Raw genomic sequence first — 13,993 nt, forward strand, 5'->3', positions numbered from 1 at the left:
TCCGCCACGCCGCCTACCCGGGCAGCTCGCAGCCCGGTCCTGACCCCCGCCGGCCCGCTGGAAACGGCTACCCGCGCCGGGCGCCGGGCCGGTCTCGCAAGCACGCCGATTGAGCGCATATCGCGGGGGTAGTCGCACCGCATGCTAGAGACACTTGCAGCGGCGCCGACATCTCTCGCACGCGCGCTCCCCGGGCGCACCGCCTCCCGGCACGCCCGGGCGCGCCGCCGACGCGGCAAGCTGCACCGACGGCTGCTCGCCTACCGCGACGTGCGGATCGTTCACTCGCCCGCCCCGGCCGCGTCGGCCGACAGCCTGCTGCTCGTCTACACCCGCCGCATCGTCGGCCGGCTCACGTACGAGGTGTGCGAGGAGTGCGCGAGCGGAGTGATCACCGAGATGTATGTGGCCTCCCCGCTGCAGGACAGCGGACTGGGCATGCGCGCGGTGGCGCATCTGCGCGCGTGCTACCCCGACGTCGCGTGGCGCAGCCGTCTCACCCGGCGTACGACGCGTGATCTCGTGCACCGTATGCGCCTGCCCTACACCGAGACCGCGCGCACCTGCGCGCACAAAGAGGCCGGCCAGGCACCGGGCATCAGGACCGTGCCGTCGCAGCGGGCCGCCTGATCAAGGCCCCGCGGCGGATCTCTGTCCTCGACGACTGCCCGCACGGCATCGGGGTGCTTCCCCACGGCAGGGGACAAGACCGACCTCGTGGGACAGGCAGCGCTGCCCGGCTGCGCTACGCGGCCCGTCGGAAGCGGGCAGCGGGCGAGCCCTCCAGACATCACTCGGCGCGTCCCGACTCGGCGGAGTCCGTACGGTCCGTTTGGCGGTCCCCGCTGGTGAAGATGAGGGAGACGTTCTGTCCGCCGAAGCCGAAGGAGTTGCTGAGAACGGCGCGCTGCGGCGTGTGCCGTGGCTCGGTGACGAGGTCGAGTTCGAGGGCGATGCCGGGGTCGACGCCGCCCGCGGCGAGGTTGCGGGTGGGCGGGATGACGCCGTGGCGCACGCTGAGAACGGCGATGAGCGCTTCGATCGCACCGGCGGCGCCGAAGAGATGGCCGAGCGCCGCCTTGGGGGCGGTCACGGTGGCGTGGCCGAAGACCTGACCGACGGCGTGTGCTTCGGCGGCGTCACCGAGTGGCGTTCCGGTGGCGTGGGCGTTGACGTGGCTGATCTCCCCGGGGTCCAGGGCGGCTTGGGCCAGGGCCTTCCGCATGGCCGCGATCTGCCCGGAGCCGTCGGACGCCGGCGCGGTGATGTGGTGCGCGTCGGCGGCGATCCCGGCGCCCGCGAGCACCGCGTGGACGCGCGCGCCGCGGGCGCGGGCGTGTTCCGCGCTTTCGAGGACCACGACAGCGGCGCCTTCACTGAGGACGAATCCGCTGCGGTCCGCGGCGAACGGCCGGGACGCCGACGCGGGTTCGCCGGTATGCCGTGATAGCGCCTTGGCCTGGGCGAAGCCCGCGACGGTGATCGGGGTGATCGCCGCCTCGGTCCCGCCCGCGATGACCACGTCCGCCTCACCGGCGCGGATGAGCCTGGCGCCCAGGGCGATCGCCTCGGCACCGGACGAGCATGCCGAGACCGGCGTGTAGGCACCGGCCCGTGCCCCGTACTCGATACTGATCAACGCCGCCGCCGCGTTGGGCATGAGCATGGGGACCGTGCGGGGCGAGACGCGCCGGACGCCGGACGCTTCCAGGACGTCGTCCTGCGTGAGCAGCGTCTGTACGCCCCCGATGCCGGTGCCGATCGCCGCCGCGAGGCGGTCCGGATCCGCCGCCGGGGCGCCGGCGTCGGCCCAGGCTTCGGCAGCCGCGGCGAGGGCCGCCTGCTGGGAGCGGTCGAGCCGCCTGGCCCGTACCGGCGTCAGCGACTCGGCGGGGTCGACGGCCATCGTCCCCGCGACGGTGTCGGGCAGGACTTCACCACGGATACCAGATTCCCCGGCGAGCAGGGCGTTCCAGGTGGACCCCGCGTCCGCGCCGAGCGGTGTGATCGCGCCGAGTCCGGTCACGACGACATCAGTCCTGTGCATGCCCTCAACCCCTTCTTTCTTTCTTGTATGCGATACAAATCAACGAACGGGTGCAGTTGTATCACATACAATTCGGGTGTGGAGAAGAAGCGAACCGCAGCTCGATCAGGTCAGGCCCGGCCGCGTGAGCGCGGTCATGCGACAAAACGCCGACTCGTGGAGGCGACCGCACAGCTCTGCAAGGAGCGACCCGGCGCGGAGGTGAGCGTCGCCGAGATCGCCAACGCGGCAGGCGTCTTTCCCAACCAGGTCACCTACCACTTCGGCGCCAAGGACTCGCTGCTCGTGCACGCCGCCTTCCTCGGCCTGCTGCACGATGCCCGACGCGTCGAACGGGTCGGCCGCCAGGCCCCGGACGCGCCGGCCTTCCGGCGCAACATCGCGCGGGCCGTACTCGCCATGCCCTCGCTCCCGTCGGCCGCGCGCGCACTCGCCGCCGGAATCTCCAAGCCCGAACTCGCCCCCGTGGTCGACCAGCACCTCCGGCTGCTGTTCCGGCAGTCCGAACAGTTCGTGAGCCAGATCATCGGCGACCGCGACTGGAAGGCCCGCCGACCGCTCGACGTGGAGGTCCGCACGTTCTGGAGCACCGCTCTCGGCGCGGTGCTGCTCGTCCGCGCCGGAGCACACGGCACGGTCGCCGATCTCGACCTCGCGGGAACACTGACGATCTACGACGAGGAAGTCGATCCCGACTGAGGCGGTTATGACAGGTCAGAGGCGGGCCGAACTGGGAACGGAGGCGGCGGCCGCCCGACGCGAAGCCCCGCGCAGGGTGTCTCGTTCCGACCGCTCGACCAGGCCGCTCGAATACCTCCGGAGCATGCGACTCGCCCGGACCCATGCGTCGGGCCCGCCCGCAGTTCAGTCGTGCGCCGCCAGGGCCAGCAGGAACCGAATCTCCGCGTCGTCCCTCCCCGCGCACACTCTGGGAACCGCTGCGAGGACGCCCAGAGCCCGGCACCACCGCAGCACACGTTCGGGGGAGAGGCCGGGGACCAGCGCTGCCAGCCCCTCGATCCTCCGCTCCAACGTGGCCGGGTCGGCGGCGCCTTCGAGTACCCAGTCCACAGCGTCGAAGTCCGGGTCGCCCCACGTCGGCCTCGGATCGATCGCCACCATGCGGGCGTCCGGGCCGGACAGCACGTTGGCGGGATGGAGATCGCCGTGTACGAGGCCTACGGGACCGCCGGCCGCGAGTTCCTGGGCCGCGGCTCGGGCGTGAACGAGCATCGTCGGGGAGACCAGGCCGTTCGTGCGCGACTGCGCCGCCGCCAGCCTGCGGTCGGTCAGGTCGAAGGTGAAGTCGATCCGGTGCGAGAGGGGCCGCAGTACTGAGTGCTTCCCGGGCCCGGGAGTGCGGATTCGCAGGTCACGCAGGAGCGCCGCGACCTCGGGCAGACTCCAGGCGAGCTGCCGCACCGGCACCCCTGGTTCCACGTTCTCGAGCAGCAAGGCTCCGGCGGCGAGGTCCTCTGCCAGGAGAGTGACGACCGACGGCGTCGCCTCCCAGGCCCGTAGGGCTTCGGCCTCCTCACGGGCGATCCCGGGTTCCGGCGTCAGCTTCAGCCACACCGAGGCACCGGTGTCATGTCGCACGCAGCGAAACACCCGCGAGGTGCCCCCACCACTCGCCGCGACCGGCTCCAGGCCCCACCGAGCGGCGAGTTCACGGACGAGAGCCGGCAGCTCGGCACACCAACCGAGCACATCAGGGCCGAACCGGACGATGAGCCGGTCCCGGACCTCGGGAGCCACGCGGGCCAACTCCTCCAACACGTTCCAGTCCCCCCACAGCTGGTCGACACAGTCGCCGTGCATCCTACGAGTACGTCCGTGGACGCCCACTCGTCCGGCCGGCGGCTCCGCGAGCACTGCCGTCCACGGGGCGTCGGCTGTCCGTTCTCACTGCTGCGCGGGGTCCCGATAGCGCGGCGCGAGTGTGCCGGCGGACGAGGCTCGGAGCCCGGTCTCCGCCTCGGTGATGCGATCCACCGCCGCGCCGTCGACCAGCCCCGGCACGCACACGACTTCTCCGGTCTCCAGAGCCCTGAGCGAAGCGGTCACCACGTCCTCGACGGGCATGCCACCGTCGTCGTGTACGCGCGCCTGGTCGCCGCTCACCGATTCCTGCCCCTGGGTGAGGTGGAACTCGGTCGCTGTGAGCCCGGGGCACAACACCTGGACGCGGACCGGGGAGGCGTCGAGCTCCGCGGCGAGGGTCCGGCTGAAGGTGACCACGTAGCCCTTGGTCCCTCCGTAGACCGCTCGTGTCGGCAGAGGGCCGGGCGGCAGCGAGCCGGCGAAGGCGAGAGTGGACGCGACATTGACCACTGTGCCGCGGCCACGCGCCAGCATGCCCGGCACAGCCGCGCGAGCGAGCCGGGTGACCGCCACCACGTTCACGGCGAGCACCTTCTCCAGGAGGGCGGGATCGGTCTCGGCGAAGGGGCCGTATCCGTTGATGCCCGCGTTGTTCACCAGCACGTCGATGTCGTCCTCGGCGGCCCGCCGGACCACGCGGTCCAGGTCTTCGCTGTCACTCAGATCCGCACCGAGGGTTTCCACCCGTACGCCGCCATGTGTCCCGGTCAGCTCAGCGGCGAGAGCCCGTAGGCGGTCCGCCCGACGGGCCACCAGCACCAGGTTGTGGCCGTCCGCGGCGAGCCGTCGTGCGTAGGCCTGACCGATGCCCGAGGAGGCACCGGTCACGATCGCCGTGCCCCTGGCGAGTGGAGATTGCGGGTCGATGGTCATGGTGCTCCTTTTTTGTGGATGCTATGCCGGAGGTGTCCCCCGGACGGACAACCACTGTGCGGACACGTGTGTCGCCGGCACTGTGCGGACACGTGTGTCGCCGGCCGAGCGGCTTCCGCGCTCCGTGCATCTGCGCGGTGACGGCTTCCGGCGGATGATCGTGTCAGGCCGTGAGGAGTTCACGCCCCGTCCGACCGCCGAGGCGAGCGCGCAGCCGCGACCGCGCTACCGTGAACCACCACCCGCTGTGGACACCGCTCCCGCACACGGCCCACGCCCTGGGACGCACCGTCCGCCACGGCGGAGGCACGCTGGTCCACCAGACAGCGGACGCGTTCCGGCTCTTCACCGGACGCGCCCCCTCCACCTTCCACACGCTCGCCGACTTCACCGGCTTCGCCGAGATCACCGCTGCCATCCAGGCCCACGGCTGACCCTGAGGAAGTCCGTACGAGGCGCTCGGCTCAGACGGTCGCCTTGCGGACGCCGGCCGCGACTTCGTCGGCCGTCGCGCGGCGTTCGCCGAGTCGCTCGGTGGGGACCTCGCGGGTCTCGCGTGCCGTGAGGGCGGCGATGACCGGCGGCACGCACAGGGCGGCGGTGAACAGGGCGACCGCACCCCAGTTGTCGCCGTCCGGTCCTGAGAAGTGGGCCGCGAACGTCACCGCGAACCCGGCCACGGCGAAGCCGATCTGGGTCCCGATCGCCATGCCCGACAGGCGGACCCGGGTCGGGAACATCTCGCCGTAGAAGGCGGGCCACACCGCGTTCGCCGCGCTGTACACGACGCCGAAGGCGAGGATGCCGAGCAGGAACGTCAGTGGGTACGAGCCCGTGGAGATCGCCCAGAGGTAGCCGGACATGAGCAGCGCGCTGCCCGCCGCGCCGATCAGGAAGACCGGGCGGCGCCCGATGCGATCGGCCGACCAGGCCCAGAGCGGGATCGTGCCGAGCGCGACCAGGTTGGCGAGGGCGCCCACCCACAACATGGCGGAGCGGTCCATGCCGACCGCGTCGCTCGTCGCGTACGACAGGGCCCATACGGTGAAGATGGTGCTGACCGATGCCACGAGGGAGCACGCGATCACCCTCAGCGTGTCCGCCCAGTGATCACGCAGCAGCATCGCGAGGGGCAGCCGTGCCGGCCCCTCGGCCGCGGAGGCCTGCCGGGTGTGCCGGGTGAACTCGGGGGTCTCGTGCAGCGTGCGACGGATGACGTAGCCGGCGATCGTGACCAGCACGCTCAGCCAGAACGGGATCCGCCAGCCCCAGGAGAGGAGTTGGCGCTCGGGCAGTGCCGCGATCGGCAGGAAGACGAGCGTGGCGAGCAGTTGTCCGGCCTGGGTGCCGCTGAGCGTGAAGCTGGTGAAGTAGGCGCGGCGGTGGGCGGGCGCGTGTTCCAGTGTCATCGATCCGGCACTGGCCTGTTCACCCGCGGCCGAGATGCCCTGCAGTACCCGGCACAGCACGAGCAACACCGGTGCCAACGTGCCGACTTGCGAGCGGGTGGGCAGGCAGCCGATGAGGAACGTCGACAAACCCATCAGCATCAGGGTGAACACCATGATCTTGCGGCGGCCCAGCCGGTCGCCGATGTGGCCGAGGAAGAACGCGCCGACCGGGCGTGCGGCGTAGGCCACGCCGAACGTGGCGAGGGAGAGCAGCGTGGCGTCGGCCGGGTCCGACTCGTCGAAGAACACCTTCGGGAACACGAGGGCGGCGGCGCTGCCGTAGATGAAGAAGTCGTAGTACTCCAGGGCGCTGCCGATCCAGGCGGCGAGCGCGGCCTTGCGGGGCTGGCCCTGGGCGCGGGGCGGTGCGGCGGGGACGGACACACGGGCTCCTTCGGGGGACGAGAAGGGGAGAGGTGCCGGGCCCTGTGGGTGTGCGGGGCGGCGTGCCGGGGGAGCGCCCGGCTAATTAACCCACTGGATAGTTAGCAGTGGATGGCTACGGATGCTGCGCCGGTGTGCCGCGCCTGTCAAGGGGTCGTGCCGCGGAGGATCGCGCGGACTACTCGGCCGGACGCCCGGCCGTGAGGTAGGCGATGACCATGTCCCCGAGCATCGTCCGATAGTGCTCCCGGCGGTCCGCGGCCGTCAGATCGCGCCCGAACAGCGCGCCGAACGTGTGCCGGTTGGAGACCCGGAAGAAGCAGAACGAGCTGATCATCGCGTGCAGATCAACGGCGTCCACGTCCGCGGTGAAGACGCCCTCGCGCCGCCCCTGCTCCAGGATCCGGCCGATCACCTCGATCGCGGGCGAGTTGAGCGAACTGAGCGTCTCGGAGGCGGTGATGTGTTCCGCGTCGTGGATGTTCTCGATGCTGACGAGCCGGATGAAGTCCGGGTGCGCCTCGTGGTGGTCGAAGGTCAGCTCGGCGAGCCGGCGGATCGCGACGACCGGGTCCGCGTGCTCGACGTCCAGATCCCGCTCCGCGTGCCGGATCACCGCGTAGCTGCGTTCCAGGACCTCAGTGAACAGTTGCTCCTTGCCGCCGAAGTAGTAGTAGATCATCCGCTTCGTGGTGCGGGTACGGGCCGCGATCTCGTCGACGCGGGCTCCGGTGTACCCGGCGCGGGCGAACTCCTCCGTGGCGACCTTCAGGATCTCGGCCTTCGTACGGGCCGCGTCACGGATGCGGCCCGCACGCCGTGCCGGCTCTTCGACAGTGGTCATCAGCGATCCTTCGGGCGGGCGGCGGACCAGCGGCTGACTGGCCTGGGCGGTTCCTGGCGATTGTAGAAGCCGGGGTCGCGACGCACCGTGGTGGCTGGTCCTCTTCCGCTCCTCTTCTCTTCCGTTCCTCTCCCCTCCTCTTCACAGGGGCGGGGCAGGCCTGATATGAGTAACGAACCAGTTCGTACATTAGCCAACTGGTAACTCCGTCAGCCCGGCCAGGAGGACCCCGTGTCGCAGGACTCGTATCTCGTCGGCCTCATCGGCTCCGGCATCGGCCCCTCGCTCAGCCCCGCCCTGCACCACCGGGAGGCCGACCGGCAGGGCCTGCGGTACCTGTACCGGCTCCTCGACCTCGACGTACTCGGCGTGCGGGGACGGCCCCAGGAAGCGGTGAAGACCCTGCTGCACGCGACCCGCTTGCTCGGTTTCGACGGGCTGAACGTCACCCACCCCTGCAAACAGGCCGTCGTCGCACACCTCGACGCCCTGTCACCGCAGGCCGCGGCGCTCGGCGCGGTCAACACCGTGGTCTTCGAGGACGGCCGCGCCGTCGGTCACAACACCGACGTCACCGGCTTCGCCGCCTCCTTCGCGCGCGGCCTGCCCGACGCCCGCATGGAGCGGATCGTGCAGCTCGGCGCCGGGGGAGCGGGCGCCGCGGTCGCGCACGCCCTGCTCACCCTCGGCGCCGGACAGGTCGTCCTCGTCGACGCGATGACGGAACGGGCCGCCGAGCTGGCCGCGTCGCTCGACCGGCACTTCGGCGCGGGCCGTGCGGCGCACGCGGCTCCGTCCGCGCTCGCCGAACACCTCGATGACGCCGACGGAATCGTGCACGCCACGCCCACCGGTATGGCGGCCCACCCCGGCCTGCCCCTCCCGGCACACCTGCTGCACCCGCGCCTGTGGGTCGCCGAGGTCGTCTACCGGCCGCTGGAGACCGAGCTGGTGCGCACCGCCCGCGCGCGCGGCTGCACCGTCCTCGACGGCGGCGGCATGGCCGTCTTCCAGGCGGCCGACGCGTTCCGCCTGTTCACGGGGTGCGAGCCCGACACCGTACGCATGCTCGCTCATCTCGCCGAACTGACCGCCGCCGACGGCGCGGTGACGCGTGCCGACTGAGGCGCACCGGCACCCTTGCCCTTGCGCCCCCTCGCCGTGAAGACGTCCTGAAGGAGTCAGCTGTGCGTACCTCCATCGCCACCGTCTCGCTCAGCGGAACACTCACCGAGAAGCTGACCGCCGCCGCGCGGGCCGGCTTCGACGGTGTGGAGATCTTCGAGAACGACGTGCTCGCCAGCCCCCTCACGCCCGAGCAGATCCGGACGCTCTGCGCCGACCTCGGACTCACCATCGACCTGTACCAGCCGATGCGGGACATCGAGGGCGTGCCCCCCGACGCCTTCGCCCGCAATCTGCGCCGCGCCGAGCACAAGTTCCGGGTGATGCGGCGGCTCGGCGCCGACACGGTGCTCGTCTGCTCCAGCGTCTCGCCGCTCGCCGCGGACGACGACGCGCTCGTCGCGGACCAGTTGCGCCGACTCGCCGAACGCGCCGCCGACCACGGCATCCGCGTCGCCTACGAGGCGCTCGCCTGGGGCCGCCACGTCAACACGTACCGCCACGCCTGGCGCATCGTCGAGGAAGCCGGCCATCCCGCGCTCGGTGTCTGCCTCGACAGCTTCCACATCCTCGCCAAAGGCAGCGATCCGGGCAGCGACCCCAAGGGGATCGGTGACATCCCCGGCGACAAGATCTTCTTCCTCCAGCTCGCCGACGCGCCGTACCTCGCCATGGACGTGCTGCAGTGGAGCCGCCACCACCGCTGCTTTCCCGGCCAGGGCGACCTCGACCTCGCGGGACTGCTCAGGCACGTACTGCGCGCCGGATACCGGGGGCCGCTGTCCCTCGAAGTCTTCAACGACGTCTTCCGGCAGGCCGAGGCCGGACCCACCGCCGTCGACGCGCTGCGCTCCCTCCTCATCCTCCAGGAGGCCGTCGGCGAGGGCGGGGCGCCCGCGCCCGTCGTGCCCACCGGGATCGCCTTCACCGAACTCGTCACACCCGACGTCGAACCCGCGGCGGCCCTCCTGACCGCGCTCGGCTTCACCCGCACCGGACGCCACCGCAACAAACCCGTCCACCTGTGGGAACAGGGCGAGGCCCGCGTCCTGCTCAACACCGGACCGGCCGCCCGACGCGACGGCACCGTCCTGGCCGCCGTCGGCCTGGAGTCACCCGACCCGGCGGGCGCCGCCCACCGCGCCGAGACTCTGCTCGCCCCGGTCCTGCCCCGCCGCCGAGCGCCCAGCGACGTACTGCTCGACGCCGTGGCCGCGCCCGACGGCACCGAACTCTTCTTCTGCGCCACCGACCGCCCCCGACTCACCAGCTGGAAGCGCGACTTCGAACCCACCGGCGAGCGGCAGACGGACCACGGCACCGGCGGTGTCCGCGGCATCGACCACCTCGCCCTCACCCAGCCCTGGTACCAGTTCGACGAAGCCGCCCTCTTCCACCAGGGCGTCCTCGGCCTCGACGCGCAGGACAGCGTCGACGTCGCCGACCCCTACGGGCTGCGCCGAAGCCGCGCCTTCTCCACCGCCGACGGCTCGGTCCGCGTGGCCCTCGGCGTCGGCCCCGCCCCCGGCGGCGAAGACGACCACGCCCAGCACATCGCCCTCGCCACCGACGACATCGTCACCGCGGCACGCCGCCACCTGTCCGCTGGCGGCCACCTGCTGCCCATCCCCGCCAACTACTACGACGACCTCGCGGCCCGCTACGAGTTCGAGCCCGACGAGCTCGACACCTACCGCGAACTAGGCATCCTCTACGACCGCGAGGCAGGCGGCGGCACCTTCCGCCACTGCTACACGCGCACCGTCGGCCGAGTCTTCTTCGAACTGACCCAGCGCGACGACGGCTACCGGGGCTACGGCGCCCAGAACGCTCCGGTGCGGCTCGCCGCGCAGCACGAGGCGGGGGCAGCGGGGTGATCCCGGTTCAGCGGGCCAGCACGGAGCCGTACTTCGCGGCGCCGGTCAGGTTCAGGCCGGCCGGGGAGAGGGCGCGGGAGTTCGGGGCCAGGGCGTGGGGGAAGGACCAGACGCCGCCCGCGCCGGCGTTCTCCTGCGGTGCGCTCACCACGAGGTCGGCCCGGGCGTCCGAGCCGAAGTCGCCGAGGGCGACGGCGCTGCCGAAGCGGTCGCCCGCCTCGACGGTGCCGGGAACGTCGGCGCTGCCCTGGTGGTAGCCGTACCCGCCGCTGACGGGCCCGTCGGCGGTTCCCTCCAGGACGACGACCATGCCGGCGTTCTTCGCGCCGCCGATCGCCTCGCTGTCGACACCCACGGCCAGCTCGGGATAGCCGTCGGCGTCGGTGTCACCGGCGGCGAGGGAGTAGCCGAAGTCGTCGTCCGCCTCGGCGTTGCCCGGAACGCCCGGGCTGGACTGGGTGACGCAGTCGAAGTCGCCGCCCAGGCCCGCGCCCTCCGCTCCGTGCAGCATGAGCACCGTTCCACCGTTCAGGTCGGCACACCACTTGGAGCGGCCGTCCTCGGAGTCCGGGTTGGCGGACAGCAGCCCGACGGCCAGGTCGTCGACACCGTCGCGGTCGAGGTCGGCGGCGGCCAGGGACTGACCGAAGTCCGGAGTGCTCCAGCTCTTGAGCGGCTTGTCCGCCGCGTCCCAGGTGTAGACGTCGATGGCGGAGTTCTCCAGAGCGCGCCAGGTGACGGCGAGGTTGTCGACGCCGTCACCGTCGAAGTCGCCGGTGGCGAGGTCACGGACCCGCCCGCCCATGCCGAGCCCGGCGATGCGGGAAGTGGTGTCCGCGGTGGTGGTGGTCAGCGGTCCCGGGCGCCAGGCGAGGGAGCCGTTCTCGTCGCCGGCGACACCGAGGGCGAGGTCGAGATCACCGTCGGCGTCGAAGTCGGCCACGGCGAGCTGTTCACCGATCGCGCTGAACGCTCCGGCGCCCTTGGCCACCGAGAAGCCGCCCGCGAAACCGCCGGGCGCGCCCCGTACGACGCTGATCATGCCCTCACTGTCCGTGGTCCCGGCCGCGATGTCCTCGCCCGGTGCGCTCACCACCAGATCCGCGTAACCGTCGCCGTCCGTGTCGGCGCTCTCCACGGCGGCACCGAACCGGTCGTACGCCTCCGCGCCGCCGGACACGCCGGGGCTGTTCTGGCTGATCGTCGTGGACCCCTTGGAGCCGAGGCCACCGGGCCCGCCCCAGACCACGTTCACATAGCCCGCCTGCGCCTTGCCGGCCACGGTGGCGTCGGGCACGCCGACGGCGAGGTCCTGGTAGCGGTCACCGTTGAAGTCGCCGCGCAGCGCGGGCGCCGCACCCGCCGCCCCGGCCGCCGGCAGGGTCAGTCCGGTCGCCGCGAGGGCCGCGGCGGTGGCGGTGACGAGAAGACGAAGACGCACAGGGCAACTCCCGTTCGCAGTTACTTGCCTACGTATGGGGGTTCGACTGCCCGAGGTGGCGAACGGTTGTACGCGAGGTGGCAACTTGCTGAACGCGCGGCACCCGTTCTCGTCGGCGCGCTGACGCCAGGTGACTCCGACTTCACAGGTGGATCCTCAGTGAAGTCGGACGGGCGACGTGATCCGTGCGGACCGAGTGGTGGGCCGGGTGCGGGGAACACGTGAGGCATGAGACTACTGAGTGCTTTGTCGAGGCCCGCGGGGCGGCCGGCACCGGGCGCGCTGCGCAGTTACGTTCCGGTGGGCGCCGGTGTGGCGGCCACGGCGCTGGTGGGATCGCTGGCCATCGATCCGGACAACGTCTGGTACCGCTCCCTGAAGAAGCCGCCGTGGCAACCGCCACCGGCGGCCTTCGGGGCGGTGTGGACACCGCTGTACGTCTCCATCGCGGCCTGCGGCGGACGAACCCTGCGCCGTGCCCCCGCTGGAGAGCGTCGCCGCTGGGCAAACGCCCTGACGGTCAACCTCGCCCTGAATTCGGCTTTCGGCTGGTCGTTCTTCAAAGCACGCACGCCCTACGCGGGCCTGGCCGTCACAGCGGCCACGGCCGCCTCGTCGTGGGACCTGGTGCGGCGCGCCGCGCACATCGACCGGGGCGCGGCGGTCGCGCTCGTTCCCTACGCGCTGTGGTGCACCTTCGCCACTGCCCTGAACGCCGAGATCGCACGGCGCAACAGATAGTGAACAGGGCCTGCGCGTCGCCGGGCCCATACCGGTTGACCGTTGACCGTTCACCGCTCGTCGTGCCGGCCGTATCCGGTGAAGGGCAACGGCTCCGTGACCCAGCCGGCCGTCAGCACGAGCCCGGTCCGGCGGTGCAGGGCGAGGAAGCCGAAGGGGCGGTCGAAGGTGGCGCTGACCCTGGTGGTCATGTAGCGGAGGTCGGGCAGGCTCGTGGCGACCACGTTGATGGCCGTCACGGCGGCGGCCTCGAAGCCCAGCGCACGGAACCTCGCCAGAATGTTCTGCCTGGCCGACCCGACGGCGAGCGGCGGAAAATCGCTGATGCCGGAGAAGTGCCCCACCGTGGTGTCCATGGCCGTCGTGAGCCCGAACAACTGGCGCCGGTCGCGCAGATCGTGGCTCTCGTTCATGTCGAACGCCGCGGTCGCGACCTCCAGGGACGGCGGCTCGGGCCGCGTGCAGCGCACGTCCTCCACGCGCAGACCGGGTCCGGCGTTCCCGTGGGGCAGCTTCGGCCCCGGCACGGCCGCGCACCGGCCGGCGAGGATGTCGAGCCCGGCCCCCAGCACCCGCCCCGGCTTCATGCCCTCCTCGCCGAGCAGCAGGTGCACGTCCAGGTCGTTGTTCCCCAGCACCTTCACCTCGGTGACTCGCCCGGCGGACGTGTCCGCCACCGCGACCTCGTCGGTCGCGCCGCCGGAGCGCCGCAGACCCAGCAGAGGCTTGCCGGCCCACGGCCCGTACGCCGTTGTCAGCTCCTCATGGCGGAAGGGGAGCTGCCACTCCGTGCGCAGGGCCAGCGCGCTCGCCAGCACCAACCGCGTCCGCGTCTCCAGATCGACCGGCATACGGTCGATCAGCCCGCCGGTCCGCTCCGCCGTCCACGCGTCCAGCGTCCGGTGATCGCTCTCGTCGTCCCCGGTGAGCAGCCCATGAGCGTGAGCGGGCAGCGCCGTCTCCCACTCCTCGCGCAGTTTCAGCGTGCGTTTCGTCCACAGCCCCAGAGCCGCGTCCAGTCCCTGTACGGTGCCCATCGTGGCGAGCAACTCGCGTGAGGCGCCCGCCGCCTGCCCGGCGGACAGCCCTATCGCCTCCGCCAGTTCCGCTCGCGCCGCGCCGTCGGCCCCGTCGGCGAGATGGGCCAGCAGGGGCCACACCCCCGCCGCCGAGAACACCGTCCCGCCCTCCGAGACGTCTGCCCACCGCGCGGTCAGGTCGTTCACCGCGCGGACCGTCGTCGCGATTGCCATACCGCCCCCACCGGCCGTCCCGCGCGCCCAGGACGCACCCCGTCGTACGCCGCTTCGGTTCCGCCGCCCTCCG

The 13,993-nt window shown here is 71.8% G+C and carries 13 protein-coding genes; 6 read left to right on the top strand and 7 right to left on the bottom strand.

Features of this window, described 5'->3' with window-relative positions:
- Positions 1–141 precede the first annotated feature (141 nt).
- Positions 142–630, top strand: a complete 489-nt coding sequence (locus ACH4RC_RS28775) for a hypothetical protein (protein ID WP_398206069.1) — start codon at positions 142–144, stop codon at positions 628–630.
- A 160-nt stretch (positions 631–790) separates the two neighbouring features.
- Here the strand turns inward: ACH4RC_RS28775 and ACH4RC_RS28780 are convergent, their stop codons facing one another.
- Entirely contained in the window at positions 791–2,047 is a 1,257-nt protein-coding gene (locus ACH4RC_RS28780; protein WP_398206071.1) for a beta-ketoacyl-[acyl-carrier-protein] synthase family protein, read from the bottom strand.
- A gap of 156 nt (positions 2,048–2,203) precedes the next feature.
- On the opposite strand from ACH4RC_RS28780, the gene ACH4RC_RS28785 reads away from it, so the two are divergent.
- Positions 2,204–2,746 (top strand): TetR/AcrR family transcriptional regulator C-terminal domain-containing protein, encoded by a 543-nt coding sequence (locus ACH4RC_RS28785; RefSeq protein ID WP_398206073.1) that lies wholly within the window; start codon positions 2,204–2,206, stop codon positions 2,744–2,746.
- A 165-nt stretch (positions 2,747–2,911) separates the two neighbouring features.
- Here the strand turns inward: ACH4RC_RS28785 and ACH4RC_RS28790 are convergent, their stop codons facing one another.
- A complete protein-coding gene (locus ACH4RC_RS28790) occupies positions 2,912–3,868 on the bottom strand; it encodes an aminoglycoside phosphotransferase family protein (RefSeq protein ID WP_398206075.1) in 957 nt (318 codons plus the stop codon).
- A gap of 84 nt (positions 3,869–3,952) precedes the next feature.
- On the bottom strand, positions 3,953–4,804 hold the full coding sequence (locus ACH4RC_RS28795) for an SDR family NAD(P)-dependent oxidoreductase (protein ID WP_398206077.1): 852 nt from the start codon (positions 4,802–4,804) through the stop codon (positions 3,953–3,955).
- A 230-nt stretch (positions 4,805–5,034) separates the two neighbouring features.
- On the opposite strand from ACH4RC_RS28795, the gene ACH4RC_RS28800 reads away from it, so the two are divergent.
- A complete protein-coding gene (locus tag ACH4RC_RS28800) occupies positions 5,035–5,238 on the top strand; it encodes a hypothetical protein (protein ID WP_398206079.1) in 204 nt (67 codons plus the stop codon).
- 30 nt (positions 5,239–5,268) lie between these two features.
- Here ACH4RC_RS28800 and ACH4RC_RS28805 read toward each other — a convergent pair whose 3' ends face one another.
- Together ACH4RC_RS28805 and ACH4RC_RS28810 are read right to left on the bottom strand one after the other, a co-directional pair.
- Positions 5,269–6,639, bottom strand: a complete 1,371-nt coding sequence (locus ACH4RC_RS28805) for an MFS transporter (protein WP_398206080.1) — start codon at positions 6,637–6,639, stop codon at positions 5,269–5,271.
- A 178-nt stretch (positions 6,640–6,817) separates the two neighbouring features.
- Positions 6,818–7,483, bottom strand: a complete 666-nt coding sequence (locus ACH4RC_RS28810; RefSeq protein ID WP_398206082.1) for a TetR/AcrR family transcriptional regulator — start codon at positions 7,481–7,483, stop codon at positions 6,818–6,820.
- A gap of 231 nt (positions 7,484–7,714) precedes the next feature.
- Between ACH4RC_RS28810 and ACH4RC_RS28815 the strand changes: the two genes are divergently transcribed.
- Both ACH4RC_RS28815 and ACH4RC_RS28820 read left to right on the top strand, forming a co-directional pair.
- Complete coding sequence (locus tag ACH4RC_RS28815; protein WP_398206083.1) at positions 7,715–8,608, top strand: shikimate dehydrogenase; 894 nt, start codon at positions 7,715–7,717, stop codon at positions 8,606–8,608.
- A gap of 62 nt (positions 8,609–8,670) precedes the next feature.
- The gene (locus ACH4RC_RS28820; protein ID WP_398206085.1) at positions 8,671–10,485 is read left to right on the top strand and encodes a bifunctional sugar phosphate isomerase/epimerase/4-hydroxyphenylpyruvate dioxygenase family protein; all 1,815 of its coding nucleotides are present in this window, start codon (positions 8,671–8,673) and stop codon (positions 10,483–10,485) included.
- Positions 10,486–10,492: 7 nt separating this feature from the next.
- On the opposite strand, the gene ACH4RC_RS28825 is transcribed toward ACH4RC_RS28820, so the two are convergent.
- Positions 10,493–11,926, bottom strand: coding sequence for a VCBS repeat-containing protein (locus ACH4RC_RS28825; protein ID WP_398206086.1), 1,434 nt, complete (start codon positions 11,924–11,926; stop codon positions 10,493–10,495).
- 228 nt (positions 11,927–12,154) lie between these two features.
- On the opposite strand from ACH4RC_RS28825, the gene ACH4RC_RS28830 reads away from it, so the two are divergent.
- The gene (locus ACH4RC_RS28830; protein WP_398206087.1) at positions 12,155–12,667 is read left to right on the top strand and encodes a TspO/MBR family protein; all 513 of its coding nucleotides are present in this window, start codon (positions 12,155–12,157) and stop codon (positions 12,665–12,667) included.
- Between the two features lie 50 nt (positions 12,668–12,717).
- Here ACH4RC_RS28830 and ACH4RC_RS28835 read toward each other — a convergent pair whose 3' ends face one another.
- A complete protein-coding gene (locus ACH4RC_RS28835) occupies positions 12,718–13,920 on the bottom strand; it encodes a serpin family protein (RefSeq protein WP_398206089.1) in 1,203 nt (400 codons plus the stop codon).
- Between the last annotated feature and the right edge of the window lie 73 nt (positions 13,921–13,993).

This window comes from Streptomyces sp. NPDC016845, assembly GCF_044332585.1.
GTDB lineage: Bacteria > Actinomycetota > Actinomycetes > Streptomycetales > Streptomycetaceae > Streptomyces.